Here is a 14,496-nt window from a genome sequence, read left to right on the forward strand (position 1 = left end):
ATGGCCAGTCCCGGCTTACTTCTTGTCGTCGCCGACGTCCTTGAACTCCGCGTCGATCACGTCGTCCTTGGGCGGCTCAGACGCTCCCGCGCCTGACGCTTCGGCCTGCTGCGCCTTATACATCGCCTCGCCGAGCTTCATCGAGGCCTGAGCCAACTCGTTGCTCTTCGCCTTGATTGTCTCCGCATTGTCGCCTTCGATCGCGGTCTTGAGAGAGGCGATGGCGGCTTCGATCGCGCTCTTATCGGCGCCCGAGACCTTGTCGCCGAATTCGGCCACAGACTTCTCAGCGGCGTGGATCGCGGCCTCGCCATGGTTCTTGGCGTCGACGAGTTCGCGGCGGACCTTATCCTCCGCGGCATGCGCCTCGGCGTCCTTCACCATTTTGTCGATGTCGGATTCGCTCAAGCCGCCAGACGCCTGGATGCGGATCTGCTGCTCCTTATTGGTCGCCTTGTCCTTCGCCGTGACATTGACGATGCCGTTGGCGTCAATGTCGAAGGTCACCTCGATCTGCGGCATACCGCGCGGCGCCGGCGGAATGCCAACGAGGTCGAATTGACCGAGCAGCTTGTTGTCCGCCGCCATTTCGCGCTCGCCCTGGAAGACCCGGATGGTGACCGCCGTCTGGTTGTCTTCGGCCGTCGAGAACACCTGGCTCTTCTTGGTCGGGATCGTCGTGTTGCGATCGATGAGGCGCGTGAAGACGCCGCCAAGCGTCTCGATGCCGAGCGACAGCGGGGTCACGTCGAGCAGCAGCACGTCCTTCACGTCGCCCTGCAGCACGCCAGCCTGCACCGCCGCGCCGATGGCGACGACTTCGTCGGGGTTGACGCCCTTATGCGGCTCCTTGCCGAAGAACTGCTTCACGACCTCCTGCACCTTGGGCATGCGGGTCATGCCGCCGACGAGCACCACTTCGCCAATATCGGCCGCCGACAATCCGGCGTCTTTCAGGGCTTTGCGGCAGGGCTCGACCGTGCGCTGGATGAGATCGTCGACGAGCGCCTCGAATTTCGCGCGCGTCAGCTTCAGAGTCAGATGCTTGGGCCCGGTGGCGTCGGCGGTGATGTAGGGCAGATTGATTTCAGTCTGCGTTGCCGACGAGAGTTCGATCTTGGCCTTTTCCGCCGCTTCCTTCAGGCGCTGCAAAGCGAGCTTGTCCTTCGTGAGGTCAATGCCCTGCTCTTTCTTGAATTCGCCCGCGAGATATTCGACGAGGCGCATGTCGAAGTCCTCGCCGCCGAGGAAGGTGTCGCCGTTCGTCGACTTCACCTCGAAGACGCCGTCGCCAATCTCAAGAACCGAGATGTCGAAGGTGCCGCCGCCAAGGTCGTAGACCGCGATCGTGCCCGACTGCTTCTTGTCGAGGCCATAAGCGAGCGCCGCCGCCGTGGGCTCATTGATGATGCGCAGCACCTCGAGGCCGGCGATCTTGCCGGCGTCCTTCGTGGCCTGGCGCTGAGCGTCGTTGAAATACGCGGGGACGGTAATCACCGCCTGCGTCACGGTTTGGCCGAGATAGGCCTCGGCCGTCTCCTTCATCTTCTGCAGGATGAAGGCCGAAATCTGCGAAGGCGAATATTGCTTGCCGGCAGCCTCCACCCAGGCGTCGCCGTTATTCGCTCTGACGATTTTGTAAGGGACGAGACCCATGTCCTTCTTGGTCATCGGGTCGTCGAAGGTGCGGCCGATCAGCCGCTTGATGGCGAAGAAGGTCTTGTCTGGGTTTGTCACCGCCTGCCGTTTCGCCGGTTGGCCAACGAGGCGCTCGCCGTCATCGGTGAATGCGACGATCGAAGGCGTGGTCCTGGCGCCCTCGGCGTTTTCAATGACCTTGGGGCTCGACCCTTCCATGACGGCCACGCAGGAATTGGTCGTGCCGAGGTCGATGCCGATAATTTTGCCCATATTGATTTCCTTTCGCTAGTGAACGCCGGACCCCGAAGCGGTCCGGTTCAAGAGGCGAAGGACGGCGGCTCGCCATGAGCCCGCCGCGCGATCCTTAGCTCTCCCAAGATTGTGTTGCGCTAACCCGCCCGCAAGAGCAGGCCGCATATAGAAGAACCATTTCCCTGCGACAAGGCGTCGGGCCAGCGTGGAGGCGCGAGCCCGGCGGGCGCTCGACCCACAAAGTCCGCCTTTGCAGTTGACGAACGCCTGATGACTGACGATTATTGAAAGTCGTCAGCAGGAACCACGCGGCTCGCGCCGGGGAATTCGATGCTCCGCTATCGCCTAAGTCTTTGCGCGCTCATTGCGCTCGCCGCAGCGCTCGCCGCCTGCAACGGGAAGGATCGGCGTTCCTCGGAGGAGAGCGAGCGGTCCGAGCGATCGGTGCTTGTCGCCCCTGCACGCTACGCTACGCAGTCGCAGACGCGCGAATTCGTGGCCACCATCCGTCCGAGGGTCGAGTCCGATCAGGGATTTCGCGTCGCCGGCAAAGTGGTCAAGCGCTTCGTCGAGGTGGGGCAGCGGGTGAAGGCGGGCGACCCGATCGCAGCGCTCGACGAGCAGGATCTGCGGCTCCAGAAGGAGCAGGCGGATGCGGAATTCGCTGCAGCGCGCATGGCGCAGACGCAGGCTCTGGCCGACGAAAAGCGCGCCGCTGACCTGCGCAGCAAGGGCTGGGTCGCTCAGGCGGCGCTCGATCGGGCGCGCGCCGGCGGGGAAGAGGCGCGGGGACGCTTCCGGCGGGCGGAACGCGCCGTCGAACTCGCCGGCAATGCGCTGGAATACGCGACGCTCCGCTCGGGAGCGGACGGCGTCGTCACGCAAACGCTCGTCGATCCCGGACAGGTGGTGTCGTCGGGGCAGCCTGCCGTGCGCATCGCGCATGCCGGCGAACTGGAGGCCGCCGTCGCCTTGCCGGAAGCCTTCGCCGCGGCGGCCGGAAAGGGCGAGGCGACGTTAACGCTCTGGTCAAAGCCTGGCGCAGTCTATCGCGCCAAACTGCGCGAATTGAGCCCCGCCGCCGATCCTGTTACGCGCACCTTCGCTGCGCGCTTCTCCATTCTCAATCCTGATTCGGCCATCGCGCTTGGAATGAGCGCGATGCTGCGCATTTCCGGGTCGGACGCGCAGCCCGTTATGAGCGTGCCGCTCTCGGCGATCTATAATCAGGGCTCAGGACCCTCGTTGTGGAAGGTCGATGGCGAAGGGAATCTGCAGCTCGTTCCCGTAACCCTGGTTCGCCTGGAGGCCGACTCGGCGCTTGTCGCCGGCGGCGTCAAAGATGGCGACAACATCGTCGTTCTGGGCGTTCACAAGCTCGATCCCAACATGAAAGTCCGCGCAATTTCGCGGCAGTCATTGTGAGAGGTTGCCCATGGCTGGCGTAAACCTCTCGCGCTGGGCCGTGCAACGGCCGATGCTGATGCTGTTTCTTATGATCGGGATCAGCGTGACCGGCGTCTATTCCTATCTGCGGCTCGGCCGCGCGGAGGATCCTTCCTTCACCATCAAGGTCGCCGTCGTCACCGCCTCTTGGCCCGGCGCGACGGCGACGGAGATACGCGATCAAGTCTCCGACCCTTTGGAGAAGAAGCTTCAGGAACTGCCTTTCCTCGACAAGATCGAGACCTACACAAAACCGGGCTTTCTGGCGATGCAAGTGACCTTCAAGGACACGACGCCGCCAAAGGACGTGCCGCAGCTTTTCTATCAGTTGCGCAAGAAGCTCGATGACATTGCGCCGGCGCTTCCAGCGGGCGTGCGCGGTCCGCAAGTCAATGACGAATATGGCGACGTCGATACGGTGATGTATGCGGTCACCGGCGACGGCGCGGACTATGACGTTCTCGACAAGGTGGTCCAGTCGCTGCGTCAGCGGCTGCTCGGCGTGCAGGACGTCGTCAAGGTCGACGTCTACGGCGACCAAGGCCGCCGCATCTTCGTCGAATTCAGCGAGGCGAAGCTCGCGAGCCTGGCGATCCAGCCTCAGGCGGTCTTCGACTCGCTCGCCAAGCAGAACGCCATCAACGACGCCGGCGTTTTCGAGACCTCATCGAATCGCGTGCGGGTTCAGGTCACGAGCGATCTCAAGGGTCCCGACGCCATCGCCGCGATTCCGGTCGAAGCGAACGGCAAGGTGATCCGTCTCGGCGACATCGCCAATGTCTATGCCGGTTTTGAGGACCCGCCAAGTTTTCTCGTGCGCTTCAAGGGCCAGTCGGCGATTGTCGTCGGCGTCGTTATGGCGAAGGGCGCCAACGTCCTCAAATTCGGGGAGAACGTCGGCGCTGCGGTCCAAGAGATGCGCGACAAGACGCCCGTCGGCGTCGATATTGATCAGATCGCCGATCAGCCGAAGGTCGTCGAAGAAGCGGTCGGCGAATTCACGCGCTCGTTTCTCGAGGCCTTAGTGATCGTGCTCGGCGTGAGCTTTATCTCGCTCGGCTTTCGAACAGGAATCATCGTCGCGCTCTCAGTGCCGTTGGTGCTCGCGATCGTTTTCATCTTCATGGGCCCGCTGGGCATCGATCTCCAGCGCATCTCCCTTGGCGCGCTGATCATTGCGCTCGGGCTACTCGTTGATGACGCGATCATCGCCGTCGAAATGATGATGGTGAAGATGGAGCAGGGCTTCAGCCGCATCAAAGCTGCGACTTTCGCCTGGGATTCGACGGCATTTCCGATGCTCACCGGCACGCTGATTACGGCCGCGGGTTTCCTGCCGGTGGGCTTCGCCAATTCCGGCGTCGGCGAATATACGGGTTCGATGTTCTGGGTGCTGCTCGTCGCGCTGATCGCCTCATGGTTCGTCGCGGTGATGTTCACGCCCTATCTCGGGGTGAAGCTACTTCCAGACTTCGCCAAACTGCATCCGCATCATGATCCAGACGAAATCTACCAGACGCCCTTTTATCGCTGGCTGCGCGCCGTCGTCACTTGGGCGGTGGATTATCGCGGCGTTGTGATCGCGAGCGTCATCGGCGTTTTCACGCTCGCCGTCTTCGGCTTCTTCGTGGTGCAGAAGCAATTCTTCCCTTACGCCGAGCGGCTGGAGCTCTTCTTCCAGTTGCGTCTTCCCGAAGGCTCGTCGATCGGCGCTTCGCTTGAGGCGGCGAAACAGGCCGAAGCGCTCCTGAAGGACGATCCCGATGCGGCGCTTTACACAAGCTATGTGGGGCAGGGGCCGCCGCGATTCTGGCTCGGCCTCAATCCGCAGCTGCCGAATGAAGCCTATTCCGAGATCGTCATCGTCGCCAAGGACATCGAGGCGCGCGAACGCTTGAAGAAGAAGCTTGAGGCCGCCATCGCTAATGGCGCTGTGCCGCAGGCGCGCGCCCGCGTCGATCGCTTCTATTACGGTCCGCCCGTCGGCTTCCCCGTGCAGTTTCGGGTCGTCGGCTCCGATCCCGCGACCGTGCGCGCCATCGCCTATCAGGTCCGCGACGTCATGCGTGGCGACGATGGCGTCGACGATCCGCATCTGAACTGGAATGAGCAAACGCCGCGCGTGCGCCTCGTGATCGATCAGGATCGCGCGCGGCTCCTCGGGCTGACGCCGCAGGACGTGTCGAACAGGCTGCGCCTGGCGATCTCCGGCGTGACGATCGCGACCCTGCGCGACGGGATCGATCAGGTCGAAGTGGTTGCGCGCGCCGTTCCCCAGGAACGCGGCGATCTCTCGAGAATCGGCGACATGGTCGTCTACGCCCGCGACGGCAAAGCGGTGACGGTCTCGCAGGTCGCGAAGATCGTCTACGATCATGAAGAGCCGATTTTCTGGAGGCGCAATCGCGATATGAGCATTACGGTGCGCTCAGGCGTGAAAGATGGGGTGCAGGCGCCTGACGCGACGATGAGGATCTGGCCGCAGCTCGCGCAGATACGTGAGCATCTTCCGCCCGGCTACCGGATCGAAATGGGCGGCGCCATTGAAGAATCGAAAAAGGGCAACGCATCGATCTTCGCGGTTTTTCCGCTCGTCGGTCTCGTCATGCTGACGATCGTGATGTTCCAATTGCAGAATTTCACCCGCGTCGCGCTTGTGATGATGAGCGCGCCGCTCGGCGTCATCGGCGCATCGCTCGCGCTCAATGTCGCCCATGCGCCTTTCGGCTTTGTCGCGCTGCTTGGCCTCATCGCGCTTTCTGGCATGGACATGCGCAATTCGATCATTCTCGTTGATCAGGTGCGTCAGGATCTCGAACGCGGCGAGAAATATCGGGAAGCGATCATCGGCGCGACGATTCGGCGGGTGCGGCCCGTCGCATTGACCGCGCTCGCGGCGATTCTCGCCATGATTCCGTTGTCGCATTCCGCCTTTTGGGGGCCGATGGCCTTAACGATCATGGGCGGGCTTTTCGTCGCCACTTTTCTCACAGTTCTCTTCCTGCCTGCGCTTTACGCGACATGGTTCCGCCGTCATCTTGGCGAGGGACTGGTCGAAGCCGAAGGCGCGCGGATCGGGACTTTGGCCAACGGGCTTGCGAGGGGAGCGGCCGAATGAGCGTAATGGGCGCGAGCGCGCAGAGCGCGCGCGAAACCGAGCAGCGCGAGAGAATCATCGCCACGGCCGAACGCCTTTTCCGGGAGATTGGTTTCCAAAAGACCACGGTCGCCGATATCGCGCGAGAACTGCGAATGTCGCCGGCGAACGTCTATCGCTTCTTTAGCGCAAAATCGGAGATCAACGCCGCCGTCGCGCGGCAGCTGATGAGCGAGGTGGAAGAGGCGGCGCAGAGCATCGCGCGCGGACCCGGGACGGCGTCTGAGCGGCTGCGCGCTCTCATTCTGTCGAATGAATCGATGAACGCGGAGCGCTACGTCGCCGATCGCAAGCTTCACGACATGGTTGAAGCGGCGCTCGACGAGAATTGGCCGATCATCTCGGATCACATCGATCGTATCGACGCTGCGATCGAAGAGGTCATTCGATCGGGCATGGAGAGCGGCGAATTCGCCAAAGACGATGCGCAGCTTGCTGCACGGCTCGTGCACACTTCCTGCATTCGCTTCTGCCATCCGAGGTTGATGGTGGAATGCGCCGATCGACCGACTCCGACGAGCGCGCAAATGATCGAATTTTGCATTGCAGCGCTGCGCGGAGGCTTCCGCGATCTTGGTCCTGCTTTGCCGCGCTAGCGCAATCCGACCTATACCTGCGGCCTAGGCCACGTATAATAAGCGCTCCCCTATGAGATCGCGCGCAACCCCTCATGTCGCGCGCCGTAGCAATTGGACGATCGATGAAGGTTACTCTGGTTCAAATGAATTCCGTTGGCGACAAGGCCTTGAACCTCGTCAATGCGCGCGCTCTGATCGAGCGTGCAGTCATGCAGGAGCGCCCGGACTGGATTTGCTTGCCGGAAGTCTTCGATTTCATTGGCGGCTCGCGCGCCGAGAAGATGGCGGCGGCCGAAGAGCTGCCTGGCGGCCCTGCTTATGAAATGTGTCAGGCGCTTGCGCGCGAGCACAAGGTTTTCATCCACGCCGGCTCCATTCTCGAAAAGGCGCCCGGCGAAGCGCGGCTGCATAACACCAGCGTCGCCTTCAATCGCGAAGGCGAAGAGGTCGCGCGCTACCGCAAGATCCATATGTTCGACATCACGGCGCCGGACGGCGCCAAATATCACGAGAGCGCCGCCTTCAAGCCCGGCGATTCCGTCGTCACCTATGATTGCGAAGGACTCACCGTCGGCTGCGCGATTTGTTACGATTTGCGATTCTCATATCTTTTCCAGGCGCTCGCGGATAAGGGAGTCGATATCGTCGCCTTGCCGGCGGCCTTTACGCTCGTGACCGGCAAGGATCATTGGGAAGTCCTTTGCCGCGCGCGCGCAATCGAGATGCAGGCCTATCTCTGCGCCCCGGCGCAGACTGGAGCGCACAAAGCCGGGCACGAGACGCGCTTTACCTACGGCAATTCGCTGATCGCCGATCCCTGGGGTCAAGTCGTCGCAAAGGCTTCGGATGGACCCGGGCTTGTATCTTCTTACGTCGACGTCGAACGCATTCGTAAGGTGCGCGCGATGATTCCTGTGGCGCAACACAAGGTGAAATTGGCGGTTTGACGTAGGTGACCGCCGCCTAGGCGCAGAGGTCAGAGAGCGGAAATCCCCCTTGCATATCGGTAATTTATTCTTACTATACCGCGGCATCGGGCGCTCAGCGGCGCCCGCTCTATTTGCCACGTTACGATTGCCAGAAGCTTGAGGGGGGATTTGTGTTTAGCCCAGTCCCGACAAAACAATCATTGAGCGTTTCATTCACATGGTAAGAAGAACTGCCCCAGGCAGCACCTTGACCCGGGCGGCGCTGCGAGAAGCCGTTTATGGTTGCTGCCCTTCGCTTTCCCGCGCCGAAGCACGTAAGATTTTAGACGCGACCTTCGATGAGATCAGCGAAGCTTTGCTGCGAGGCGAGTCCGTAAAATTGCGGTCTTTCGGGACCTTTAATGTGCGCGCCAAGCGTGAGCGCATCGGCCGCAATCCGAAAACTGGCGTTGAAGCCGCTATAACGCCTCGTCGAGTGCTGACCTTCAAGGCTTCGCCCGTACTCGTCGCCCACGTCAACGGGGACGCGGTCATTCCTGAAGAGGACTGATTCCTCTATCATGGGGCGAGACGGCCATCGCCAGCGATACGTTCGCGGCGAGCCGAGCGGCTTCTCATATCCAAGGTGAAAGATGCAGAAATTGAGCGTGGCGGTCGCCGTCTTCGCGGCCCTTACCGCGTTGGTCAGCGCCCACAAAGGCGCCTCCAGCCTGTTTGTCCTGGCCGCGGCCTCGGCGCTCTGCGCCTACACGACCTGGCGCGCCCGAGACATGTCGAGCTTCTTGAAGATCTTCGCTTTCATGTTCTCGACTGAGACCATTCTCTTCGGTCTTGTCGGTCTCGCGCAGGCGGAAGGCCTGTGGCCGGAATCGCTGAAGGATTACGCGCCGCCTGAAACCATGCCGCTCACCGTCGCGGTGTTCTCGATCATCGTTTATGCGATCTCGCATATTGGCGTGGTTCGGGAGATGACGCGCATTGCCGATCTCTATTTCGATTCCCGCGAGCGTGGTGAAGGGCGCGTCTGGCCGTTTCAGCCTTTCGCGGCGCGCGAGAGCGCCATCGCCATCGCCATGGTGGTGGTGCTGGTGCTCCTGAACCAAGGTCAGGTCGGCATCACCGTGCGCCTGTCCTTCTTCAATCGCGACTGGTTCAACGCCATTCAGGAGAAGAACGCAGCGGAGTTCTGGCGACAGCTTCTCTTCGTGTTCACGCCATGGGCCTTCGTATACGTGGCCTCCGTGATCGTTGAATTCGTTTTGCAGTCGATGCTGATCATCCGCTGGCGTCGTTGGCTGACGGAGCACTACATCGAGCGCTGGCTCGGCGCGCATACGCATTACGGCATGGCGCTTGCGGGCGGCGGGGCTGACAATCCAGACCAGCGCATCGCTGAAGACGTCAATCGCTTCATCAGCGGCGGAGAAGAAGGTTACGGCGTTTACTCCTATTCGATCCTGCTGATCGCGACCTTAAGTTCGCTCGTCTCTTTCGCCTATGTGCTGTGGGATCTTTCGGGCAACTACCCGCTTCCTGGCACTGACATTTATATTCCTGGCTTCCTGTTCTGGGTGGTGTTGCTCTATGCGGCGGTGGGAACAATAGTGACGCATCTTATCGGCCGTTCCCTGGTTGGACTTTATTTTGATCGGCAGAGGCGCGAGGCGGACTTTCGCTTTTCGCTGGCGCGCTTGCGCGAATACACCGAGCAGATCGCGCTGCTCGGCGGCGAACCCGCCGAGCGCGGCTCGCTGCTTCGGCGCTTCGCCGGCATCATCGTCAACTATCTGGCGATTGTGCAGAAGCGTAAGCAGTTGATGGCGTTTACCTCGACCTACGGTCAGCTCTCGCCGATCATCCCTTATGTGATCACGGCGCCCTTCTATTTCGCCGGCCGCATCCAACTCGGCGTCATGACTCAGACGGCCAGCGCCTTCGGGCGGGTAGAGAGCGCGCTGACCTTCTTCATCAACTATTACACCTCTCTTGCCAATTTTAAATCCGTGCTCGACCGGTTGACGTCGTTCGACCATGCGATCGAGACGGCGCGTTCGGAGATGTCCGCGACGCAGATTGTCTCGCCAGCCGATGGCGCGGACATCCGCCTGCGCGAGCTGATCCTCGGATTACCCGATGGACGCAAAATCGTGAGGGCGGATGATCTGACGATCGCCGCCGGCCATTCGACGCTGCTTACGGGCCCGTCCGGCTCGGGCAAGTCGACGTTGTTTCGCGCGATCGCCGGCATCTGGCCTTACGCCTCGGGCGACGTGCTGACGCCGCGCGGCGCAAAGGTAATGCTCGCGCCGCAACGCCCCTATATTCCAATGGGCGCGCTCGCTGAAGCAGTCGTCTATCCCGGCCGGGTCAGTGACTACTCACGCGCCGAAATTCAGGAGGCGTTGCGCGCCGCGCGGCTCGCGCCTTTCGTCGAGCGCTTGGACGAGGAAAACAACTGGGGGCAGCGGCTGTCTGGCGGCGAGCAGCAGCGCGTCGCAATTGCCCGCGCGCTTCTCGCGAAACCCGACTGGCTCTTCCTTGACGAAGCCACTTCGGCGCTCGACGAAAAGCTCGAAGAAGACATCTACGCGATGCTGCGCGAACGGTTGCTACGCACGACTATCGTCTCGATCGGCCATCGATCGACTCTGCACGCCTTCCATGATCGACACATTGTCATGGAGCCGGCGCCCGGGGGAGTTTTTAGCCCGCGCGACAAGGTGCACGCGTGACGAAGGACTCGGGGCGCGAAGGCGGCAGGTCGCTCAAGACGCGCGTCAAGACTGCGCGCAAGCGCTCGCTCTCTTCAACGCTGTGGCTGGAGCGCCAGCTCAATGATCCTTATGTCGCGCGGGCAAAGCGCGAGGGCTATCGCTCGCGCGCGGCCTATAAGCTCATCGAGATGGACGACCGCTATCATCTTATTAAGCCAGGCGGCCGTATCGTCGATCTTGGCGCCGCCCCTGGAGGCTGGTCGCAGATCGCCGCCGCGCGGGTAAAGGCGAAGGAGGGGAAAGGCAGAGTCGTCGCCGTCGATCTTCTGGACATGGAGCCCATCGCTGGCGTCGAATTCGCCGTAAAGGATTTCAACGATCCTGACGCGCCGCAATTCATCAAGAACATGCTCGGCGGCGAGGCTGACGGCGTGATGTCGGACATGGCGGCGAACGCCACCGGCCATAAGGCGACTGATCATCTGCGCATCGTCGCGCTCGCCGAACTTGCAGCCGACTTCGCCTGCGACGTGCTGGCGGAAGGCGGCTTCTTCGTCGCGAAGGTTCTGCAAGGCGGCACTGAAGGCCAACTGCTCGCGAGGCTTAAGCGCGATTTCGCGACGGTGCGCCACGTAAAACCAGCGGCGAGCCGCGCAGATTCGGCGGAGCTTTACGTGCTGGCGACAGGCTTTCGCGCGCGACGCGCCGAATAGGCGCCCGCCGATCGCCGGCGAAATTTACGCATGTTGATCGCGCCCGGTCAGGTTGTCGCCTGCATTGGATGCGAGCGGCAGGAAGCTTGCGATCGAAAACAACGAGATTACGGCCACGACACAAAAAGCCGGCGTGAAATCCGCCGCCTGAAGCGCGCCGCCGCCACGCAGCGCGCGCGCCGCCTCCAGCGCCGCGGCGCCGACCGCGACGCCCGTCGAAAGCGATAGTTGCTGCGCGACGGAGGCGAAGCTCGTCGCGCGGCTCATCGCGTCTTTTTTAACGTCCGCGTAGGCGAGCGCGTTGAGCGCAGTGAACTCCAGCGAACGGAAGAAGCCGCCAACGAGCAACGCGCCCATGATGACGAAATGCGGCGTCGCCGCCGAGAACGCAGCGTTGAAGGCGAGAAAAGCGGCGGAGATAAGCGCATTGACGATCAGCACGCGCCGAAAGCCGAACATCTTGAGGATCGGCTGGGCGGTCGTCTTCATCAGCATCGCGCCCGCCGCGGAAACGAAGGTCAGGAGACCAGCTTCATAAGCGGAGAGTCCAAAACCCACTTGAAGCAAGAGCGGCAATAGGAAGGGCGTTGCGCCAAGCCCGATGCGAAAGAGAAAGCCGCCGACGACTGCCGCGCGAAAGGTCGGGATGCGCAGGAGATTGAGGTCGACAATCGGATAGGGCGCTCGTTTCGCGTGGCGGACATAAGTGAAGAGCGCCGCTGCGCCCAGCGCAATGATCGTGGCGACAATAGGCGCCGGCGCGAATCCGCGCCCGGCGATGGTGAAGCCGAAGACGAGGCAGGAGAGGCCGACGCCTGAAAGGATCGCGCCGGCGACGTCGAGCGGGGGCGTCCATTCCTCGCGCAGATCAGGAATGAACCGCGTGACAAGCATGACGCCAATCGCCCCGATCGGCACGTTGATCCAGAAAATATAACGCCAATGAAAATAGGTGGCGATGAAGCCCCCGACCGGCGGACCGATCAAGGGACCGATCAACGCTGGGATGGTGAGATAGGCCATGGCGCGCACGAGTTCGTGACGCGGCGCGGTGCGCAGCAGCACGAGTCTTCCAACTGGCGTCATCATCGCGCCGCCGAGACCCTGCACGATACGAAAAGCGACGATCGCCCCGAGCGAATTGGAGAGGCCACAGAGGATCGAGCCGAAGGTGAAGACAACAATTGCGGCGCGAAACACGCGCCGCGCGCCGAAACGATCCGCCGCCCATCCGGAAAGCGGGATGAAGACCGCAAGCGAAAGAAGATACGAAGTCAGCGCGAGTTTCAGCGCCACTGGATCTTCGTGAAGATCGGCCGCCATCGCCGGCAGCGCCGTGGCGAGCACGGCGCCGTCGAGCTGCTCCATGAAGAGCGCGGTGGCGATGATGAGCGGCGTGACGAAGTAGGAGCGCGTTGCGCTAACCTCGACGCCTGTAGCGGAGCTTCGCGTCAAATGAGCTTCAGCCCCCTGAAGCTTGAATGGCCATGGCGGCCGACGATGAGATGGTCATGCACCGTAATGCCGAAAGGCTGCGCGATTGCGGCAATGTCCTTGGTCATGCGTATGTCCGCGGCTGAAGGCGTCGGATCGCCCGAAGGGTGATTATGCGCGAGGATGAGCGCGCTCGAACCGAGCTCCAGCGCACGACGTATGATTTCGCGCGGATAGACCGGCGTATGGTCGATGGTGCCGACGCCCTGAATTTCGTCGGCGATCAGCGCGTTGCGCTTGTCGAGGAACAGGATGCGGAATTCTTCGCGTTCAGAGAACGCCATCGCCGTTCGGCAATAGTCGAGCACCTCCATGAATGAAGAGAGCACGGGGCGCTTTTGCAAGGCGCCGCGCGCCAGACGTTTCGCCGCGGCTTCAACAAGCTTGATTTCGACGATCGCCGATTCGCTAAGACCCTCGACTTCGCGAAGCCGCTCGGGACGCGCCGCGACGGTTTCGGCGTAGGAGCCGAAACGTGCGATCAGAGCCTTGGCGAACGGTTTCACGTCGCGCCGGGCGATCGCGCGAAACAACAAAAGCTCCAGCATCTCGTAATCAGCGAGCGCCGCTTCGCCTGCGTCCATGAAGCGATCGCGCAGACGCTGCCGATGACCGTGAAAGTGTGGCGCAGAATCGCGAAGGCCGTCGCCTGTTGCGGCGTCAGCCGCCTTCTTCATGCGTCGGCGCGCGCGGCTGAGGGATTGTCGAGCCCCGCCGGCGATTTCGTGAAGAGTTCCACGCCCGTCTCGGTGATGCCGACCGAATGTTCGAACTGCGCGGAAAGCGAGCGGTCGCGCGTGACGGCCGTCCAGCCATCCGATAAGATTTTCACCTGCGAACGGCCGAGATTGATCATCGGCTCAATGGTGAAGAACATGCCCGGGCGCAGCTCGACGCCCTCGCCCTTCACGCCATAGTGCAGAATATTCGGCTCATCGTGGAAAACGCGCCCGAGGCCGTGACCGCAAAAATCGCGCACGACCGAACAACGCTCGCTTTCGGCATATTGTTGAATCGCTGCGCCGATGTCGCCCGTCGTGGCACCCGGCTTCACGGCCGCGACGCCGCGCAGCAACGCCTCATAGGTCACGTCGATCAGGCGTTGCGCTCGGCGCGGAATCTCGCCCACGGCAAACATGCGGCTGGCGTCGCCATGCCATCCGTCGACGATAAACGTCACGTCGATATTGACAATGTCGCCTTCGCGCAGCGGCTTGTTGTCCGGCACGCCGTGACAGACGACATGGTTGATCGAGGTGCAGATGGATTTCCGATAGCCGCGGTAGTCGAGCGGGGCTGGATAGGCGCCATGCGCCATCGCGAAGTCGAAAACGAGATCGTCGAGCGCCTGCGTCGTCACGCCCGGCTTGACGTGTCCGACCAGCATGTCGAGCGCCTCCGCGGTCAGCCTGCCGGCGGCGCGCATGCCCTCGAAGTCCTTGGGGCCATGCAGCTTGATCTGCCCGCTTTTGCGCGCAGCGGGCGCGAGATGGGATTCGACAAAGGTCATGTATCGCGGCGGCTCGGGGTTCTTGGACGAAGGATTTACTCGCAAAGTAATGGTTTGGAGCG

Annotated in this window: 11 protein-coding genes; 7 read left to right on the forward strand and 4 right to left on the reverse strand. The window is 62.0% G+C overall.

The genetic code is table 11. The annotated features are described in order from the left end of the window. Positions 1-15 precede the first annotated feature (15 nt). Positions 16-1,911 carry a molecular chaperone DnaK gene (dnaK, locus tag FEV16_RS00315; protein WP_138165625.1) on the reverse strand — a complete coding sequence of 632 codons (1,896 nt, stop codon included), beginning with the start codon at positions 1,909-1,911 and terminating at the stop codon, positions 16-18. A gap of 312 nt (positions 1,912-2,223) precedes the next feature. Between dnaK and FEV16_RS00320 the strand changes: the two genes are divergently transcribed. From FEV16_RS00320 to FEV16_RS00350, 7 genes are all read left to right on the forward strand, one after another. Next, positions 2,224-3,318, forward strand: coding sequence for an efflux RND transporter periplasmic adaptor subunit (locus tag FEV16_RS00320; protein WP_138165626.1), 1,095 nt, complete (start codon positions 2,224-2,226; stop codon positions 3,316-3,318). Positions 3,319-3,328: 10 nt separating this feature from the next. Then, positions 3,329-6,457 carry an efflux RND transporter permease subunit gene (locus tag FEV16_RS00325; RefSeq protein ID WP_138165627.1) on the forward strand — a complete coding sequence of 1,043 codons (3,129 nt, stop codon included), beginning with the start codon at positions 3,329-3,331 and terminating at the stop codon, positions 6,455-6,457. Then, positions 6,454-7,092 (forward strand): TetR family transcriptional regulator, encoded by a 639-nt coding sequence (locus tag FEV16_RS00330; protein WP_138165628.1) that lies wholly within the window; start codon positions 6,454-6,456, stop codon positions 7,090-7,092. The genes FEV16_RS00325 and FEV16_RS00330 overlap by 4 nt, the downstream gene beginning before the upstream one ends. 104 nt (positions 7,093-7,196) lie before the next feature. After that, positions 7,197-8,021 carry a carbon-nitrogen hydrolase family protein gene (locus FEV16_RS00335; RefSeq protein ID WP_138165629.1) on the forward strand — a complete coding sequence of 275 codons (825 nt, stop codon included), beginning with the start codon at positions 7,197-7,199 and terminating at the stop codon, positions 8,019-8,021. 199 nt (positions 8,022-8,220) lie between these two features. Next, the gene (locus tag FEV16_RS00340; protein ID WP_138165630.1) at positions 8,221-8,553 is read left to right on the forward strand and encodes an integration host factor subunit alpha; all 333 of its coding nucleotides are present in this window, start codon (positions 8,221-8,223) and stop codon (positions 8,551-8,553) included. Positions 8,554-8,635: 82 nt separating this feature from the next. Then, positions 8,636-10,735, forward strand: coding sequence for an ABC transporter ATP-binding protein/permease (locus tag FEV16_RS00345; RefSeq protein WP_138165631.1), 2,100 nt, complete (start codon positions 8,636-8,638; stop codon positions 10,733-10,735). Then, positions 10,732-11,430, forward strand: a complete 699-nt coding sequence (locus FEV16_RS00350) for an RlmE family RNA methyltransferase (protein WP_138165632.1) — start codon at positions 10,732-10,734, stop codon at positions 11,428-11,430. The genes FEV16_RS00345 and FEV16_RS00350 overlap by 4 nt, the downstream gene beginning before the upstream one ends. A 24-nt stretch (positions 11,431-11,454) precedes the next feature. Here FEV16_RS00350 and FEV16_RS00355 read toward each other — a convergent pair whose 3' ends face one another. From FEV16_RS00355 to map, 3 genes are read right to left on the reverse strand one after another with little or no spacing between them, the layout of a single operon-like run. Beyond that, entirely contained in the window at positions 11,455-12,885 is a 1,431-nt protein-coding gene (locus FEV16_RS00355; RefSeq protein WP_138165633.1) for a DHA2 family efflux MFS transporter permease subunit, read from the reverse strand. Continuing rightward, positions 12,882-13,601 carry a DNA repair protein RadC gene (gene radC, locus FEV16_RS00360; RefSeq protein ID WP_138165634.1) on the reverse strand — a complete coding sequence of 240 codons (720 nt, stop codon included), beginning with the start codon at positions 13,599-13,601 and terminating at the stop codon, positions 12,882-12,884. The genes FEV16_RS00355 and radC overlap by 4 nt, the downstream gene beginning before the upstream one ends. After that, positions 13,598-14,434 (reverse strand): type I methionyl aminopeptidase, encoded by an 837-nt coding sequence (gene map, locus FEV16_RS00365; protein ID WP_138165635.1) that lies wholly within the window; start codon positions 14,432-14,434, stop codon positions 13,598-13,600. The genes radC and map overlap by 4 nt, the downstream gene beginning before the upstream one ends. Between the last annotated feature and the right edge of the window lie 62 nt (positions 14,435-14,496).

Source organism: Methylocystis sp. B8, assembly GCF_005771425.1.
GTDB lineage: Bacteria > Pseudomonadota > Alphaproteobacteria > Rhizobiales > Beijerinckiaceae > Methylocystis.

Excerpts from the sequence above, each read along its gene's own strand:
- FEV16_RS00320 (WP_138165626.1), top strand. The coding sequence starts at position 2,224 with ATGCTCCGCTATCGCCTAAGTCTTTGCGCGCTCATTGCGCTCGCCGCA.
- FEV16_RS00335 (WP_138165629.1), top strand. The coding sequence starts at position 7,197 with ATGAAGGTTACTCTGGTTCAAATGAATTCCGTTGGCGACAAGGCCTTG.
- FEV16_RS00345 (WP_138165631.1), top strand. The coding sequence starts at position 8,636 with ATGCAGAAATTGAGCGTGGCGGTCGCCGTCTTCGCGGCCCTTACCGCG.
- FEV16_RS00325 (WP_138165627.1), top strand. The coding sequence starts at position 3,329 with ATGGCTGGCGTAAACCTCTCGCGCTGGGCCGTGCAACGGCCGATGCTG.
- FEV16_RS00330 (WP_138165628.1), top strand. The coding sequence starts at position 6,454 with ATGAGCGTAATGGGCGCGAGCGCGCAGAGCGCGCGCGAAACCGAGCAG.
- dnaK (WP_138165625.1), bottom strand. The coding sequence starts at position 1,911 with ATGGGCAAAATTATCGGCATCGACCTCGGCACGACCAATTCCTGCGTG.
- FEV16_RS00340 (WP_138165630.1), top strand. The coding sequence starts at position 8,221 with ATGGTAAGAAGAACTGCCCCAGGCAGCACCTTGACCCGGGCGGCGCTG.
- radC (WP_138165634.1), bottom strand. The coding sequence starts at position 13,601 with ATGAAGAAGGCGGCTGACGCCGCAACAGGCGACGGCCTTCGCGATTCT.
- map (WP_138165635.1), bottom strand. The coding sequence starts at position 14,434 with ATGACCTTTGTCGAATCCCATCTCGCGCCCGCTGCGCGCAAAAGCGGG.